Consider the following 15,891-nt stretch of genomic DNA (forward strand, 5'->3'; position numbering starts at 1 on the left):
TAAGGCAGCACAATCAGGCTGTTAATTTTTTCGCAATCTGCGCAACGTGTTCTCCCTGAAACCGGGCCCCGGCAAGTTCATTGTCACTGGGAAGTCGACTGCCGTCATGGCCTGCAACAACAGATGCGCCATAAGGGGAACAACCCGTGATCTCCTCTGTTGTCATTTGCCCCTGAAAAGAATAAGGAAGACCGACAATGACCATGCCCTGATGTAACAACGTAATATGGAAACTCAGGAGCGTGGATTCCTGACCACCGTGCTGGGTATTTGCGCTTGTAATCACACTTCCCGGCTTACCCACCAAGGCCCCCTGCATCCACAGTTGACCGGTTGCGTCAAGAAATTGCCGCATCTGCCCGCACATATTACCAAAGCGGGTTGGGGTTCCAAAAATAACCGCATCTGCCTCGCCCAGCTCTTCGACGGTACAAAGAGGGATATCTGCCTGCTCATTCTGGGCATGGTCAGCACCCATTTTTTCTAACACTTCCTGGGGCAGCGTTTCCGGTACCCGACGCAACACCACCTCAGCACCATCTACTGATCTCGCCCCTTCAGCAGCGGCCTGTGCCATTTTGTAGATATGTCCGTACATTGAGTAGTACACAATCAATACTTTCATGATAATCTCCCTATCTCCCTGTTACGTGTATTGGAGCTCACAGTGTTTATGAGCCAGATGCTTACAACAAATACAGGAAACGTTACGAGGTTGCAAAGGTTTTCTGAGACAGGGGAAAGAAGCTCATAACTCCACCCCGTGATAAACCTCCACAAGCGGTAACGTACACTTCAGGCAATTAGAAGAAGAAAACTGCTCCCCGCCCTGAAACAACTCCAGCTTCCAGCTCTTTTTTTGCCGAAAGACCATAACCGCCTGTCGATCCTGAGCAATAAGGACATACTCTTGCAATGAGGGGAGCGAGGTATAGGCCATGAATTTTTCCCGCCGATCAATACGCTCGGTTGTCGGCGAAAGCACCTCAACGATCAAACAGGGACGGGTGCGGTAATAGTCTTCGTTATCCTCCGGGTCACAGCTGACCAGCAGGTCCGGGTAGTAAAAGACATCTTCTCCCGCAATGTTGAGGTACACCTTCATGTCCGCCATAAAGACCTGACACGGACTGTTGCGGGCCGCTGCATGGAGGGCGACAAACACATTGCCAGCAATCAGGTTGTGGGACGGACTTGCCCCGCCTAGAGCATGGGTGGTGCCGTTGATGTATTCATGTCGGATCTCGGTCTGCTGCTCTCCGGCAAGGTAGTCCTGAACGCTTACGTTTTCGTGTACTGCTTGTGCTTTCATAATCCAGTTTTCCTATTTCTCAATTGATACAAGCCTATCCATATGGTACTGTAATACAGTACATACAAACAATAGCAACTCTCAATTATGGAACATAATCATGCGTGAAATTACAGCAAATAAATTTCGAGCCGCTTTAAAAAGTTGCGCAGACCAAAGCATCACTAACCATGAGCCCCTGCGGGTAACCCGTAAACGCGGCAAAGACTTTGTGATCATCGGGGCAGAAGACTGGGAGCAGATTCAGGAGACCCTCTACGTTCTCCAAAACACCTCGCTTATGCAGCAGATCAAGCAATCTCTTGGAACCCATCGAAGCGGAAAAGGTTATTCGCCAACCAAGGAGCAGCTTGATGAGATCAATAATCTTTGAGGGCAAGACCTGGGCCGAGTACGAAAAACTGCGGAGCAAGGACAAAAGGGTGCATAAAAATCTCTGTCGCATTCTCCAGGAAATGCAACGAAATGACCCTGCTCAGGGCCTTGGAAAACCGGAGCCTTTGAAACACAACCTAACCGGCCTATGGTCACGAAGGATCTCCCATATAGATCGCCTGATCTACACCTTTGATGAGCAGAGCATCTCTATTTTCGCCATTGGTGGACATTACGACAACATCAGATAAACGGGCACGGCACGCCGTTGTGCGACCGGCATGGTCACGAACTAGCTGGTGAAAGTCCAGTCATAACCCTGAAAGGAGGGAATATGTAGACGAAGGCAAGGGTGCCCGAAGAAACTCATGTGAGCTGCCCGAGGAGGGATAAACCGGTGAGTATGAGCCAATGAAGGATCTGAAGGAAGCCTTAGTCAAATTTGCCACCTAAACTTGGTGTGAACCTCTGGTAGGCTTTGCAGAGGGGTGAGGTGCCAACGACCACCGAAACCCGATATCCTTTTCGTAACTCTGCCGGGTAAAGGAGGTAGGTGGGCAATGAAAGTGCGTGATCTTACCCGGTGAAGGGCCGTCTGCATGCCGGGTCGGTTGTAACTGCGACAGCCGTACCCTAAGCGGGGCAGCAATGTTCCCGTTATGGACAGAGGGTCTTCAGATGAAGCCATAGTAGGCGTAAAATCGGTAGCCGATGATGATGCGGTGACGTATCTGAGGGTAAAACTATCGGAAAGTGGCAGAGATGCTGGAGCCGAAGGGTGAAGCATGTTATTGAGAACCGGAATCTCAATATTGTGGTTGTTACGAGTTCAGCCATCGGAACTTTCTTTGAAGAAGAAACGTATAAATCTTCTTATAACAAAGCAAGTACGGAACGATGAAATAGCAACCCAAATGGAAAGCAAATGAGATAAAGGGAAAGGTTTGCGAACTTAAGAAGCTTTAGTTGTACTGTTTGTAAACAAAAGTAACATGAGGAGCCGTGTACGGACCCGTACGCACGGTTCTGTGGGCAGACGGGAGCTTCGGCTCCCTCTGACCCGATTGCCCTACTCTCCCGGTTTGCCCTTCAGAGCAGAAGGGGCTGTATTTAGCCATCCTGGGATAACACCCCAGGCAAACACGGCACCAGCTCCACGTCCCTTATTTCACCCGCACCCCCACAGAATTGGCATGGGCACTCAACCCTTCCAGATTGGCCAGTCGTTGGATATGCTCCGCATCGTTGAGCAGGGCCTGACGAGAATATGAGATAATGGAACTTTTCTTGAGAAAGGTCTCCACGCCCAAGGCTGAAGAAATGCGGGCCGTGCCCATAGTGGGTAGCACATGATTGGGACCGGCCACATAATCACCCGCTGCCTCCGGGGTGTGGGGCCCAAGGAAGATCGCGCCGGCATGTTTAATCATAGGCAACCACTGCCAGGGATCTTCCACCTGAAGCTCCAGATGCTCAATGGCGATCTCGTTCGCCTGGGCAATACCCTCTTCCACGCTGTTCACCACCAGAATCAGGCCCCGCTGCTGCAAGGAGGTTCTGGCAATATCCTCCCGATTCAGGTTCGGCAGCTGCTTTTCCAACTCCACCTTAACCGCCTCGGCAACCGAAGTTTCCGTAGTCAGGAGTAAGGCCAAGGCCATAGGATCATGCTCGGCCTGGGCCAGCATATCCGCTGCAATATAGGCAGGGTTGGCCGCATGATCGGCAACAATCAGCACCTCACTGGGACCGGCAATCATGTCAATGCGCACCCTGCCCATGACCTGTCGCTTGGCCTCAGTGACAAACTGATTTCCCGGTCCGACAATAACATCCACAGCAGGTACGGATTCCGTGCCAAAGGCTAAGGCTGCAATGGCCCAGGCAGAGCCAGCCTTATAGACCTCGGTGATTCCTGCTTCCCTGGCTGCCATGAGCAGGGCCGGAGCAATCTTGCCCTCCTTATTGGGTGGCGTCATCATCACCCGCTGTTGCACCCCGGCAATACCCGCAGGAATAGCGTTCATCAGCACTGAAGAAACCAGGGGGGTGGAACCGCCCTGTCCGCCTGGCACATAGAGACCAGCTGAATCCACAGGCCGAACCAAGCGCCCGGTAATGGTGCCATCATCACGGGTCATCATCCAGGAATCTTCCATTTCCCGCTCATGAAACAGGCGAATCCGCTCTGCAGCAAAACTCAGGGTTGCCATGAAGTCTTCATCAACCTCTTTGGCTGCCTGGGCAAACTCTTCCTTGCTCACCTTGAATTCTTCCAGGCTCAACTCCGGTGCATCAAAACGACGGGTGTATTCCAACACCGCTTCATCCCCTCGGTTACGTACCTGTTCCAGGATATCAGTCACCGTTTGGGCGCATTTGCTGTCAGCAAGGGCAAAGCGATCTCGTAGCCCGTCCATGCTCTTTTTGCCCTGCTCTGTTGCATAACTTTCAATACGAATGGTCATAAGTTTTTCCTCTGAAATATCAATAAGCCCTTACGAACAAGGGTAACTTCTCAATAACTGGTGGTGTTCTATAATTTCAATAGGTTACATGTCATATTTTTCAGGAGATTTTATACAGTGCCGTTAGGCTTGAATCGCTAAACTATTGTTAATAAAGATATTGCTGTTTCGGCACGAATTATGCTTATGCATCTTTCTGGTTACTATAACATCCTGATTTTATTTATTACCACCACTTATTGAGAAGTTACGAACAAGGGCGTTATATTTCTTGCCTGGTTTTGCCTGGTTCCCAAACTCCGGCTTGGGAACCAGCAATATTCTCTCTCACAAAACAAAGAAACCCCGCCCCAAGGGACGGGGTTGTCAACGAACCCGATGAATCCAACGCTGTAGGGGCAACCGGCGGTTGCCCTTTTTGCTCTTCATCAAGGGCGAATCGAATACAAGATTCGCCCCTACAAACACTGTGCGTAATCAAATCACCAGTCGTCGTCTTCCTCGCTGGGTTCCCGCAGAGAAACCACTGCCTCTTTATCGCGCTCTGCAACCTGGCGGACTACCTTGGCAGGCACCACCTCAAAGCTGTCTGCAAGCTGGACAATGCCTAACTGGCCTTGACAAAGCCGGTCAATCATCTCCTCAGCCACAAAAATACGATGGATTTTTTTTCCCAGGGCAAAATGATAGGCCTGGCCATTATCATCCCGTTCCAGCCGATTATTCATAACAAGCTGTTTAATCTGGGCCTGCAACTCATGCTGCTTTCGCTCCTCAGCCTGTTTCCGGCTCAGTTCCTTATTACGCGCCACTTCAGCAGCCTGAGCCACCTCTGCCTTTGAGATCGGTTTTCTGCCGGTCTTTCGGGAGGACTTGCTCTTTTTCTTTTTTTTGCTCTGAGCATATTGCTCCTGCTTTGCCTTACTGGCCTGCTTTTTACTGACCAGCCCTGCCTTGAGGAGCTGATCCTGAAGAGGGTTACCCATAATTATCTCCTCTGTTTTTCCTTTGATATCCTTGCTTCATCAATGGATTCCTGCTTCTGAACCGCCTGATCTTTCTCTTCCTGTCTTTGCTTCTCTGCTTCCAGTACAACAGCAATACCCTTTTGCCGGGCAGCCCGGGCCAAGGCCCGCATATCCTGGGTCTTATCTGATTCATCAACAATCTCCCTGCCGATAATCTCTTCCAGAATATCCTCCAGGCTAATCACCCCGGTCACAGAACCGTATTCATCCACCACCACAAAAAGATGCTGACTCTTTTCAAAAAACTCCAGCATTACCTTATTGAGCAAGGCAATCTCCGGGACAAAATGAACCGGATGCATAATCTCTTCTAATCTGCATTCCAGCTTTCCCTCTACTGCGGCCTGCATGACCTCGTAACTGAGCACAATACCCACCACATCATTGCTGTCCCTGCCATAGACCGGCACCCTGCTGTGAATACGCCATTGATCGGTTAACAGGGCTGCCTGTTCCACAGTCATTTCCCTGCTCAGGGTAAAGGTTACGGTTCGTGGGGTCATGACTTGACGCACTGTCTTATTGCGCAAATCAATAATATTGGTAATCACCTTTTCCTGGTCCCGTTCAATTTCTCCGGATTTTCGACTGAGCCGGGCAATGGTGCTCAACTCTTCTGCTGAAACCAGTGAACCAGAAGACTTAGGTATGAGCCGGGTCACAGCCTGACAAATCAGAATAATTGGTTTGAGGGTAAAGATCATCACCTGAAGAGGACGGGCTATATAGGGAGCCAAAGGGCTGCTGAACTCCACGCCCACAGTCTTGGGTAAAATCTCAGAGAGCAGGAGAATCGCCAAGGTAAAAAACACAGAAAACCAGATCAGGTTACTCTCTCCAAATACCGAGGCTGCTGCCGCACCTGCCACTGAAGCCCCCATTGTATGGGCAATGGTGTTCAGGGTGAGAATAGCCGTGATGGGTTGATCAATATTATCTTTCAGTTTTTTCAGAATAGCAGTAGTGGCAGGTCGAGCTTCTGCCATCATCTCAATGCGGCTCATAGGCAGGGAATAGAGTACTGCCTCAAGTACACTGCATAAGGCTGAAACCAGAATTGCCAGACAGACAGCAAGAGTCAATTCTAAAAGCATAAGAGACCTCCTGTAGGGGCACGGCGTGCCGTGCCCTTACAACATCCGATAAGAATACGAAGTTACACCTCAACCTCATGCCGATAAGCCCGTTCATACACCGCAATCACATCAGCAAGGGAGGGCTGGCGGGGATTATTTTCCACCGGCCGGGTCACGGTCAGGGCAATTTCTGCCATCTCTGGAATCTTATCAAAAGGGATATCCAAATCCTTAAGAGTAGCAGGAATACCTATGTCCGCATTCAGATCATACAGTGCCTCAACACAGAGGGAGGCCGCATCACGTCGGGATAAGCCTTCTGTATTTTGTCCCAGCACCTCAGCAAGCAAAGCAAATTTTTCATAATTACCCGGCAGATTATATTGAACCACATAAGGCAGGAGGACCGCATTGGCTAACCCGTGCGGCACCCCGAACATCCCACCCATAGGGTAGGCCATGGCATGCACCAGACCGACTCCGGCAGTGGCCAAGGCCTTACCGCCCAGCAGCGATCCCATGAGCATGGCTGAACGGGCTGCAAGATTACCACCATTGGCACAAGCAGCTGGCAGGTTGCGGGCGATCAGATCAATGGCTTCCAGGGAATACATCTCTGAGATGACATGGGCCTGGGTGGAGGTATAGGCTTCCAGGGCATGGGTCAGGGCATCAATACCGGTATAGGCTGTGACCTTGGCAGGCAGGGTCAGAGTCAATTCCGGATCCAGGATGGCTGCATCTGGATAGAGAGGGTCGCCGTTCATGCCGCCTTTAGAGCCTGTTGCTTCGTTGATGAACACAGCTGTGAAAGTCACCTCAGCACCGGTTCCGGCAGAGGTGGGCACCATGATCTTGGGCACACCTGGTTTTTTAATCAGGCCCAGCCCCAGATAATTCACAGCCTTGCCACCATTGGTCAGCAGAATGGCAATGGCCTTGGCAACATCCATTGCAGAGCCACCACCAGCACCCACCACGCAATCACAGCCTGCTTCCTGGGCAATGGCGCAACCCTTATCAGCCAATTTCAGGCCGGGTTCCGGGTCAATCTCATCATAGACTGTGAAGGGAATACCTTCCTGCTCCAGAGGGGCTGTCAGACGCTCCAGCAAACCTGCCTTGACCAAACCGGGATCTACCACCAAGAGCACCTTGGTCCCGTTAAAATCTTTCACTGTTGTACCAAGATCCTGCACTGTGCCTGCACCAAACTGAATTCGGGTGGGTTGGGTCACAGTGAATGACTGCATATTCTTCATAAGTCTACCTTGTCTTGTTGTGATCAAATGAACCGTGCGACTATGCGCAGAGGGTATTCGGATATATTCTTTTTCGAGAAAATCAGCTATTTTTTTGGGTTGATTAAGGGGGAAAACCAAAGAATCTGCAGGGGGCCGATCAAAACTTTTCTGATCCGTTGCCGCGGCAATAACCCCGGAAACCTGCTCCGCAAGGCGCATGCCCTGCCCTCTAAAGACCTCAATCTTATCGACCTTATCTGCCCCTTTAAAGCCCTCGCCAATCACCAGATCCATATCAGCAAAAAAACGCCGGGCCAAGGCAGGAAGATTTTTTTCCGGGCGATCAGCAGTCATAACCAACAGATCTGGAGCTATCAGAGTGACCGCATCTGCCCCGGCCTGCGTATAAGCCCCTGTATCGGTACCCTCCTGATTCGGCAGCAACCCGGTGTCCTTGGTGGATTTAATCACAGCCACCGAATAACCGCGCTTTTTCAGCAAACGGACAACCTGGGCAGCCAGCGTGGTTTTACCGGAATCGTGCCAGCCTATAAAGGTGATGATGGGAGGCATGAAAAAACGGGAAAAATTTATTGCTCTGAAAATCTTTTTTTCAGTTTAGCAATCAGGGCCTTTCGCACATCCCCATTATCAGCAATGATCGGCACGTCAGGATTATTTACCAAAAATTTCAGTTTATCATCACCAATCTTTACCAGATAATCCAGCACCGCCACAGCGTATTCAGTATCTGGATCAAGCTCCTTGCCGCCAATCAACCAAGGATCCCCCTCTTCTCCGCCACTGACATTGCCGGTTTGGAGGAAACCGCCCTCCCCTTTGCTTGCCTTCCCCTGGATGAGAGTCTGCTCAAGCAGAGAACCTTGCATAGTAACGGTAACGATATCCCCTCCAAAGGGTAAAATTCTGATAATATCGTATTCCGTAATATCTCCGGCAGGCAGAATGTCATCAAAGCGGATCGAACCACCGTTGTAGAAAGACAGTTGAGCCTCTTCTGAAACAGAGAGAAAGGCCTGGGCAATGAGATCAGTAAGTTTAGTGGAAAAATTCCGCACACTGGCCTCCCGTCCGTCCAATTCCACGTCAGTGGTGGTCACAACCCGGTCAGGCTGGAGCCCCTCTTTGCCAAAACCAGCATAGCCAATCTCCCGCCATTTCTTGACCACTGCTGCGGTCTTGGGCTGATCAGACAGCTCATCAGTAATTCGGTACAGTTCGGAAGAGATGTCCAGCTTCTTGTCAGTGCTTGCACTATAGCGCAGATTATGAATATACACGGTGCGGGCATTAGCATCCGCCTTGAATATCGGGGTGAAATCCTTACCCCGCCAGAACTGCATATTCTCATGCTCATGACCACCGAGGATGAGATCAATCTCAGGGAACCTACTGGCCAGCTGAATATCATCATCCTTATTGAGATGGGTCAGGGCGAGAAGGATATCTACCTTTGGGCGCAGCTCAGCCACTTTTTGTTCTGCTGCTGCAAAAGGATCTTTATAAGTTACATAATCTGTCTGTGTTTTTGGCAGAGTGAGACCAAAGATGCCTATTTTGACTCCTTTGATATCAATGACCTTCTCCTCAACAACTCCAGGAAAGGTACCTCTCTTTTCTGTAAAACAATTACTGGAAATCCAGGTAAACTTAGATTCCTTAAGACGATCGTAAAAAGGTCCTTTTTTCAAATCAAACTCATGATTACCAAAGGTGATGTAATCAAGCCCCAAGGCATTCATGGTCGCAACCATCTGTTTGCCGTTGAGACGCCCGTCTTTATAGGGTGCTGTCCCCAAAGCCGAAGGACTGAAAAGATCACCAGCAAGGACTGTAATCGTGTCCGGATTGCGCCTGAGAAGTTGATCACGGAGAGTGGCAACCCGGGCAAGCCCTCCTTCTTTGCCGCCATTTACCGGATCAATCTCATACACGTCATTCATTTGAAGAATGGTGATCGCCACTTCATTGTCGTTATCAGCAGGTGGCATAAATGCACAGCTGCATAAAAACAGAAAAACAAAGAGAAGAAGAATTTTTCTTACATTTTTTTCAATAAACATAGCTCATAACTCTTTTGTTTTTTCTCTAAAAATAGACCTCCCAACGTTTGCGGGTAGATCCAAAGGCATCATTCGGACAAGCTGACCCATCATAGCAGGGACAGGAGAATATGAAAACTGAAAAAAATCGTTCAAAACAGCTTCATTATCAGGCGAAAAAATACTCTACTGATCAATTTGGGCGTAATATTCATACATGGTGTATCATTTTTTACGCCCCAAATTATCCCTCCATGATGAGGATACATACCGCATCATTGCATAGTCACGGATAAACAGCTTGTCAGCGTACTGTAATCCGGTTTAGAATAGAGGATAGCAACCGACCAAGCTGGAAAAAAATTACAAAAGAGCACATTATGCAAAAACATCAAATAAAGCCTTCGCAACCAGATAGCGAATTACGTGTTCGAATCCCGCATGAACTTTGCCAACATGTTCAGAAAATCGCAGGCGAGCAAAGCGAAACACTCTCGGATCTTGTATGCATAGCACTTGCGTCCTATGTGACGACCTATTCAACACAACAAAAAACTCCAACGTCATCGACACCTATGGAGCTGGAAAAAGCCAGAGAGTTGATGGAAAACTTTGGGCGAGGGTTAGACGAAGGAACCTCCCCGCATGATACCGCCCGTCGTCACGATGAATACCTCTACAGAAAGTAAAGATCACCACTTTATGACGATGGGGTTCGTTATCGTGCCATGAGGCTCTTTAGATCCTCATGTCTATTGCGAGAGAAAAAAAATACTGCTATATTCTCCCGATCAATACATTCATCATCAATCCTATCAGCAAATACTATGCAACGTATACTTTCTGGCATTCAGCCCTCAGGACAACTTCATATCGGCAATTATTTTGGTATGATGAAAACCATGATCGCCAATATGGAGACCTCAGACCTCTATGTCTTTATTGTTGACCTCCATGCCCTGACTTCAGTGCAGGATCGGAAAAAACTCTCCACCGGTACCCTGGAAGCAGCAGCGGATTTTCTTTCTCTGGGACTTGATCCAGAAAAATGCACGTTCTGGGTCCAATCCGATGTGCCCGAAGTCTGTGAACTCTCCTGGATCCTCTCTAATATGACTCCAATGGGCCTGCTGGAGCGCTGCCATTCCTATAAGGACAAAGTCACTAAAGGCATTGCTGCTAATCATGGCCTCTTTGCCTACCCTGTGCTGATGGCCGCAGATATCCTGCTCTATCAATCAGAAATCGTCCCGGTGGGTAAAGATCAGAAACAGCATTTGGAAGTAGCTCGCGATATTGCCATTAAATTCAATAATACCTTTGGCGAAACCTTTGTGATACCGGAACCGGCAATCAGCGAAAACACAGCCATTGTTCCAGGCCTGGACGGACAAAAGATGTCAAAATCCTATGACAACACCATCCCTATCTTTTTAGATGATAAGCCCTTACGAAAACAGGTTATGGCGGTGCAGACCGATTCAACCCCGGTGGAAGAACCTAAGAATCCCGACACCTGCAACCTCTATGCCCTGCTCAAACTCTTTGCCCCTAAAGACAAGATGAAGGAGGTCCACGACCTTTATGTCAACGGAGGCGCAGCTTATGGCTATTTGAAGCAGGATCTTTTTGAGCTGATCCGGGATTATTATGCCGATGCCCGAGCCAGGAAAAAAGAACTCTTGCAGAATCAGGATTATTTACGGGATATTTTGCAGAAAGGTGCTGACAAAGCACGGGGAAAGGCCAGCGAAACTTTGGCTGTGGTGCGGGACAGGGTGGGCTTGCGGTATTAGGCAAGGCCGGGCAGACACAGAGGTCTGCCCTACCAACCGCCTTGGATCTCTTGGACAATCACAGGGGATTACCCCTATTTGGTTATCATCTTACCAACATTTTTTGCTTTCTCAATCTTTTCCTGCACCGCATTGACCTTCCGAACACCAGGAAGCTTCTTGGTCATTTCTCCCAAGCCAGCAGTATCCTCAACCTCACCTAGTCCCTTTTTAAACGAAGTTATGGCCTTGCCAAGGCCAGAGCCAATCTCTGGTAATTTCTTTCCACCAAAGAGCAGGAAGGCAATAGTCATTATAACAACAAGTTCAGGGGTTCCGAGTCCGAACATACAAGTCCTCTCTTCACGTTATCCATATTAAACAGCATTTTTTTTAATCTTTTCAGCTTTCCTTGCTACTGCTGTCTTCTATGGGTTTCGGGTCATCATCGCTCTTGGTGGCATCTTTGAAATTCTTGATCCCTTTTCCGATACCAGAACCAATTTCAGGCAGTTTTCCAGCCCCGAAAATAATAACAACAATAACCAGGATGATAATCATTTCAGGCATTCCGAGTCCGAACATACTCTCTCACCTCTTTACAGTTTATTTCGTACGTAGTAAGAATAATCCGTCCTGTACGCAACAGAACGGTAGGTCACTGTAGCACCAAGAGGTATTCCCTGTCAATAAACAACAGGCTTTCACAATATTTTTAAAGCAAAATCAACAATATTTTTTCCATGAACGCTCCCGAAACAGGTTACCAGGACTTTCTATGAAACATACTGTCACTATTGAAAAAATTATAGCCAGTGGCAAAGGACTGGCCCGGACAGCAGAGGGACAGGTTATCATGATTCCGCTTACTCTTGCAGATGAAAATATGGTGGTGCATGAAGAAAAGAAGAAATCCGGTTATCTTGAAGGACGGATCAACACCATCCTCTTGCCCTCTCCAGGCCGAATTACCCCTTCCTGCCCTTTGTACGAAGAATGCGGTGGCTGCGATCTCCAGCATGGCAGTTACCAGGAACAACTCCGCATCAAAAAGGGTATTGTCGAGGAGTCATTACGTCGTGCCAAACTACCCTTAGAGCATGTTGATAATCCTCTTGCCTCCCCAGCTCAGTGGGGTTATCGCTATCGCCTCCGCCTCAAGATCAATAGCTCTGGCCAGCTTGGTTTTTTTCAGAAAAGGAGCAATACCTTTATCCCGATTCCAGAATGTCTGGTGGCAAGCCAGGGAATTTGTTCTGCTCTGGCTGAACTAAATATGACCGAAGTCCTCCAGCCCTTAGCTCAGACCTGCCCGGAACTTGAGCTACTGGAGTCCCCTGCTGATGGAAAAATCACCCTTGTCCTCAAAGGAAATAAACAGAAAAAACTGCCGCCTTCCATACGGCAAAAACTTCAGAAGCTCAACAGTATCTCAACAATACACCAGATAGGCTGGCAGAGCTTGAAAGGCTTTCAATACCTTTATCCCCAAGCAGACCCACTCAGTCAGCACATTCAGCTTAAAAAGCACGACAATACAAGCTGCTCCTTATCCTGGTCAGGAGGCTGTTTTTCCCAGGTCAATCCTGGTCAGAATGAACAATTAATCAACGTAGTCTGCGAAGCTGCTGGCGATCTTCAAGGAAAAACCGTTCTTGATCTTTACTGCGGCATGGGCAATTTCTCTATACCCCTTGGATGCTGCGGAGGAACCATTACTGGTATTGAGGGAAACCAGGAAAGCATCCATTGGGCAGAAAAGAATGCCCTTCAAGCAGGAATATCAGCCTGTTTCTTTGTTGCCGATGTTCGGGACGCTCTGCAACAGCTTGTCGATCAGGGAGAAAAAACAGATATAATCCTTCTTGATCCACCCCGCAGTGGCGTAGGCAAAGACATCGCCTTATTGCCCCGCCTGAAGCCGGAAAAAATCATCTATGTTTCCTGTGATCCAGCCACCCTTGCCCGGGATCTGAACACCCTTTGCGTACAGGGGTATAAAATTACGCAGGTTATTCCTGTGGATATGTTTCCCCAGACCAGCCATATTGAGTCTGTTGTTGTGCTGGAACGATAATTATTGCTTTTTTCGTAAATCACCTAAAGATTGCAGGGGCTGCATTATTTCCTCGCCACAGCCACAGGAGCTGGCATCGGTGGAACAACAGCCGCCTTGTTTCAAGACAAAACGACGTCGAAGACTCCTTTTTATCGGACGAATGGAAAAGATGAGCAAAATAATACTGGCAACCACGGTCAATTCTTCAGGCATCATTTCACCGTGCTTTGCCACTGCTGCAATAACGGAAATACCGAGCATGCCATACACTGCATCCAGGATCAAACCGCAAATCACACTGACCAAAGCAATTGAGGTGAGATAAATAACCACAGCCCGTTTGCCCAACAAACCCACCAGGACAGACAGCGAGGTCACATTGGTGGCCGGACCAACCAGAAGAAACACCAGAGCTGCTCCCGGACTGACCCCTTTGAGGAGAAAGGCCGCAGCAATGGGGGTGGAAGCAGTTGCACAGATATAGAGAGGAATACCAATCACCAGCATCAGGAGCATGGAGCTGAGGCCACCACCAAGATATGATCTGATAAAAGTATCTGGCAGAAGCACCGTGATGACTCCGGCCAGCAGGATACCGATCATAAACCAGCCTGCCAGCTCTTCCCAGATATCAAAGATTGCATATTTGATCCCTGATGTAAGTTTACCAGGGAGTTCTCTCAAAAACCCCTGTGCAGTCCTGCCAGCTCGTCCTGCCTTTTCTTTCTCTTCTTCCTGGTCACAGCCACAACCACAGGAATGTTTTTTAGACACCTCATGTTGCTGTTGATGCGTTGAGGAGGCTGGCTGGGAAGATGCAAGAAGGTTCTCAGCTGTACCAGCAATGGCCGCAGAGATAAAAGCAGAAACCGGGCGGGCAATAGTCATGATCGGATCAAGCAAAGCCCAAGTGATGGAAATAGAATCAACCCCTGATTCTGGAGTGGAGATCAAAAAGGCCGTCACAGCCCCGTTATTGGCCCCTTGTTTTTTCAGGGTTGCTGCTGCGGGTAACACACCGCAGGAGCAGAGCGGAATAGGAATACCGAGTAAAGCTGCCTTGAATACTGAACGAAATCGCCCGGAACCCAAATGGTTTGCCACATAGGTAGGGGAAAGATATTCTTTAAGCAGTCCACCAATCAATAAACCAAAGAGCATATAGACTGCTGATTGATTGAGCAGGTTCCAGGAGGAAGAAAGGGCATTGTAGAGGAAGGACATTAAAAACTCTCTTTATATGAAAGTACCAGCTGATTCCTTGGAACCGCTGGCCCAGCCGTCATATTTTATTTCCCCTTCCCAAGGGGAGGGATGGGTGTTATTCAGGACAAATCGACTTATAAAATTCATACTCGCCCTTGTCGCTGATCTTCACAATGACCGCACATTTCTGAGGGTCACCCTCTTCAGTAAAGGTCATTTTACCGGTGATGCCCTGAAAATCTTTAACCTGAGCCAAGGCATCACGTACTGCTGTACGATCTTTTTTTATCTGACCAGTTAACTTACCAGCCCCTTCCATAGCAGCCTTGGCCAACCCCAACGCATCCCAGGTCAGGGCAGCCACATCATCAGGCACATACCCGTACTTGTTTTTATAGCGATCAATAAAATCCTTGGTCGCACCTTGGGCCCCGGCAGCAGCATAATGGGTGCTGAAAAACTGGCCGTAACAGGCCTCTCTACAAAGCTCAATGGTCTCAGCAGACCCCCAGCTGTCACTGCCCACAATAGGATTTTGCCAGCCCAGATCCTTGGCCTGCTGGACAATCAGGGCAACCTCATTATAATATTGTGGAGTAAAGAGCACCTCTGCACCAGAGCGAATGATCTTGGTCAGCTGGGAGCTAAAATCCGTATCTCTGGTGGTAAAGCTCTCATAGGCCACCACAGAGCCAGGCCCGTGTTTTTCTTCCCAGGATTTCTTAAAGAACTCAGCAAGGCCTTTCGGATAATCACTGGCCACATCGTAGAGCACAGCTGCCTTGGTAAAGTGAAATTCATCGGTGATAAAATCTGCCAGCACAGGTCCCTGGAAGGGATCAAGAAAGCAACCCCGGAAAACATAGGGACGGTTGGCAGTGGTATCGGGATTGGTGGACCAGGGGCTGATCATCGGGGTTTCATAATTATTCGCCACATCTCCGGCTGGAATGGCTTGTTTTGAGGATTGAGGCCCCACGATAATCAACACATCATCCTGAGTAATCAGCTTGGTATTGGCCTTGACCGCAGATTCGGCCTTAGACTCATTATCTTCAATAACTCTACAGTCGTAAGTTCTCTGACAACTTGACAAATTTGTAAAAAAGCATACAGTATAAGCTACAAGATAACTTCTTCAAAAAATCAGAGGAGGTAATTGTATGCTCAACTACTTGTATGATTCATTAACAGGCTTTCGTAACGTATTTTCCCGTGAAAAAACCTGGCTTGTTTTCGTCATGATTGTCCTCGGATTTATCGGCAGCACAGAAATGGTTGGTAT

The 15,891-nt window shown here is 48.6% G+C and carries 16 protein-coding genes; 5 read left to right on the forward strand and 11 right to left on the reverse strand.

What is annotated here, in order from left to right; genetic code table 11:
• Positions 1–13 precede the first annotated feature (13 nt).
• A complete protein-coding gene (gene wrbA / locus L2082_RS00345) occupies positions 14–625 on the reverse strand; it encodes an NAD(P)H:quinone oxidoreductase (protein ID WP_446007826.1) in 612 nt (203 codons plus the stop codon).
• Positions 626–748: 123 nt separating this feature from the next.
• Positions 749–1,312, reverse strand: a complete 564-nt coding sequence (locus L2082_RS00350) for a Uma2 family endonuclease (protein ID WP_446007825.1) — start codon at positions 1,310–1,312, stop codon at positions 749–751.
• A gap of 100 nt (positions 1,313–1,412) precedes the next feature.
• On the opposite strand from L2082_RS00350, the gene L2082_RS00355 reads away from it, so the two are divergent.
• Together L2082_RS00355 and L2082_RS00360 are read left to right on the forward strand one after the other, a co-directional pair.
• Positions 1,413–1,685: a type II toxin-antitoxin system Phd/YefM family antitoxin gene (locus tag L2082_RS00355; RefSeq protein WP_446007824.1), complete on the forward strand. Its 273-nt coding sequence runs from the start codon at positions 1,413–1,415 to the stop codon at positions 1,683–1,685.
• Positions 1,666–1,938, forward strand: a complete 273-nt coding sequence (locus L2082_RS00360) for a Txe/YoeB family addiction module toxin (protein ID WP_446007823.1) — start codon at positions 1,666–1,668, stop codon at positions 1,936–1,938. The genes L2082_RS00355 and L2082_RS00360 overlap by 20 nt, the downstream gene beginning before the upstream one ends.
• Positions 1,939–2,850: 912 nt before the next feature.
• Here the strand turns inward: L2082_RS00360 and hisD are convergent.
• The 5 genes from hisD to L2082_RS00385 all read right to left on the reverse strand — a co-directional run bounded on the left by hisD (position 2,851) and on the right by L2082_RS00385 (position 9,515).
• On the reverse strand, positions 2,851–4,155 hold the full coding sequence (gene hisD / locus L2082_RS00365; protein WP_446007822.1) for a histidinol dehydrogenase: 1,305 nt from the start codon (positions 4,153–4,155) through the stop codon (positions 2,851–2,853).
• Positions 4,156–4,637: 482 nt separating this feature from the next.
• Positions 4,638–5,141 (reverse strand): DUF2058 family protein, encoded by a 504-nt coding sequence (locus tag L2082_RS00370; protein ID WP_446007821.1) that lies wholly within the window; start codon positions 5,139–5,141, stop codon positions 4,638–4,640.
• Between the two features lie 2 nt (positions 5,142–5,143).
• Positions 5,144–6,277 carry a hemolysin family protein gene (locus L2082_RS00375; protein WP_446011339.1) on the reverse strand — a complete coding sequence of 378 codons (1,134 nt, stop codon included), beginning with the start codon at positions 6,275–6,277 and terminating at the stop codon, positions 5,144–5,146.
• Positions 6,278–6,339: 62 nt separating this feature from the next.
• Positions 6,340–8,076 (reverse strand): molybdopterin-guanine dinucleotide biosynthesis protein B, encoded by a 1,737-nt coding sequence (mobB, locus tag L2082_RS00380; protein WP_446010779.1) that lies wholly within the window; start codon positions 8,074–8,076, stop codon positions 6,340–6,342.
• A gap of 17 nt (positions 8,077–8,093) precedes the next feature.
• Positions 8,094–9,515 carry a bifunctional metallophosphatase/5'-nucleotidase gene (locus tag L2082_RS00385; protein ID WP_446010778.1) on the reverse strand — a complete coding sequence of 474 codons (1,422 nt, stop codon included), beginning with the start codon at positions 9,513–9,515 and terminating at the stop codon, positions 8,094–8,096.
• 431 nt (positions 9,516–9,946) lie between these two features.
• Between L2082_RS00385 and L2082_RS00390 the strand changes: the two genes are divergently transcribed.
• Positions 9,947–10,255: a hypothetical protein gene (locus L2082_RS00390; RefSeq protein ID WP_446011340.1), complete on the forward strand. Its 309-nt coding sequence runs from the start codon at positions 9,947–9,949 to the stop codon at positions 10,253–10,255.
• Between the two features lie 138 nt (positions 10,256–10,393).
• Positions 10,394–11,362 carry a tryptophan--tRNA ligase gene (gene trpS, locus L2082_RS00395; protein ID WP_446011164.1) on the forward strand — a complete coding sequence of 323 codons (969 nt, stop codon included), beginning with the start codon at positions 10,394–10,396 and terminating at the stop codon, positions 11,360–11,362.
• A gap of 74 nt (positions 11,363–11,436) precedes the next feature.
• Here trpS and tatA (L2082_RS00400) read toward each other — a convergent pair whose 3' ends face one another.
• On the reverse strand, positions 11,437–11,691 hold the full coding sequence (tatA, locus tag L2082_RS00400) for a twin-arginine translocase TatA/TatE family subunit (protein WP_446011165.1): 255 nt from the start codon (positions 11,689–11,691) through the stop codon (positions 11,437–11,439).
• Between the two features lie 52 nt (positions 11,692–11,743).
• Positions 11,744–11,926 (reverse strand): twin-arginine translocase TatA/TatE family subunit, encoded by a 183-nt coding sequence (tatA, locus tag L2082_RS00405; protein ID WP_446011166.1) that lies wholly within the window; start codon positions 11,924–11,926, stop codon positions 11,744–11,746.
• Between the two features lie 193 nt (positions 11,927–12,119).
• Here tatA (L2082_RS00405) and L2082_RS00410 point away from each other — a divergent pair, with 193 nt between their 5' ends.
• A complete protein-coding gene (locus tag L2082_RS00410) occupies positions 12,120–13,418 on the forward strand; it encodes a class I SAM-dependent RNA methyltransferase (RefSeq protein ID WP_446011341.1) in 1,299 nt (432 codons plus the stop codon).
• Here the strand turns inward: L2082_RS00410 and L2082_RS00415 are convergent, their stop codons facing one another.
• Together L2082_RS00415 and L2082_RS00420 are read right to left on the reverse strand one after the other, a co-directional pair.
• A complete protein-coding gene (locus tag L2082_RS00415; RefSeq protein WP_446011172.1) occupies positions 13,419–14,624 on the reverse strand; it encodes an SO_0444 family Cu/Zn efflux transporter in 1,206 nt (401 codons plus the stop codon).
• 97 nt (positions 14,625–14,721) lie between these two features.
• Positions 14,722–15,702 (reverse strand): ABC transporter substrate-binding protein, encoded by a 981-nt coding sequence (locus L2082_RS00420; RefSeq protein WP_446011171.1) that lies wholly within the window; start codon positions 15,700–15,702, stop codon positions 14,722–14,724.
• Positions 15,703–15,891 lie beyond the last annotated feature (189 nt).

The organism is Candidatus Electrothrix sp., assembly GCF_052785085.1.

What these genes read in the sequence shown, in the direction of transcription:
- L2082_RS00415 (WP_446011172.1), bottom strand. Translation starts at nt 14,624, where the DNA reads ATGTCCTTCCTCTACAATGCCCTTTCTTCCTCCTGGAACCTGCTCAAT.
- L2082_RS00385 (WP_446010778.1), bottom strand. Translation starts at nt 9,515, where the DNA reads ATGCCACCTGCTGATAACGACAATGAAGTGGCGATCACCATTCTTCAA.
- trpS (WP_446011164.1), top strand. Translation starts at nt 10,394, where the DNA reads ATGCAACGTATACTTTCTGGCATTCAGCCCTCAGGACAACTTCATATC.
- L2082_RS00350 (WP_446007825.1), bottom strand. Translation starts at nt 1,312, where the DNA reads ATGAAAGCACAAGCAGTACACGAAAACGTAAGCGTTCAGGACTACCTT.
- L2082_RS00410 (WP_446011341.1), top strand. Translation starts at nt 12,120, where the DNA reads ATGAAACATACTGTCACTATTGAAAAAATTATAGCCAGTGGCAAAGGA.
- hisD (WP_446007822.1), bottom strand. Translation starts at nt 4,155, where the DNA reads ATGACCATTCGTATTGAAAGTTATGCAACAGAGCAGGGCAAAAAGAGC.
- L2082_RS00355 (WP_446007824.1), top strand. Translation starts at nt 1,413, where the DNA reads ATGCGTGAAATTACAGCAAATAAATTTCGAGCCGCTTTAAAAAGTTGC.
- tatA (WP_446011166.1), bottom strand. Translation starts at nt 11,926, where the DNA reads ATGTTCGGACTCGGAATGCCTGAAATGATTATCATCCTGGTTATTGTT.
- L2082_RS00375 (WP_446011339.1), bottom strand. Translation starts at nt 6,277, where the DNA reads ATGCTTTTAGAATTGACTCTTGCTGTCTGTCTGGCAATTCTGGTTTCA.
- L2082_RS00390 (WP_446011340.1), top strand. Translation starts at nt 9,947, where the DNA reads ATGCAAAAACATCAAATAAAGCCTTCGCAACCAGATAGCGAATTACGT.
- L2082_RS00370 (WP_446007821.1), bottom strand. Translation starts at nt 5,141, where the DNA reads ATGGGTAACCCTCTTCAGGATCAGCTCCTCAAGGCAGGGCTGGTCAGT.
- mobB (WP_446010779.1), bottom strand. Translation starts at nt 8,076, where the DNA reads ATGCCTCCCATCATCACCTTTATAGGCTGGCACGATTCCGGTAAAACC.
- L2082_RS00360 (WP_446007823.1), top strand. Translation starts at nt 1,666, where the DNA reads ATGAGATCAATAATCTTTGAGGGCAAGACCTGGGCCGAGTACGAAAAA.
- wrbA (WP_446007826.1), bottom strand. Translation starts at nt 625, where the DNA reads ATGAAAGTATTGATTGTGTACTACTCAATGTACGGACATATCTACAAA.
- tatA (WP_446011165.1), bottom strand. Translation starts at nt 11,691, where the DNA reads ATGTTCGGACTCGGAACCCCTGAACTTGTTGTTATAATGACTATTGCC.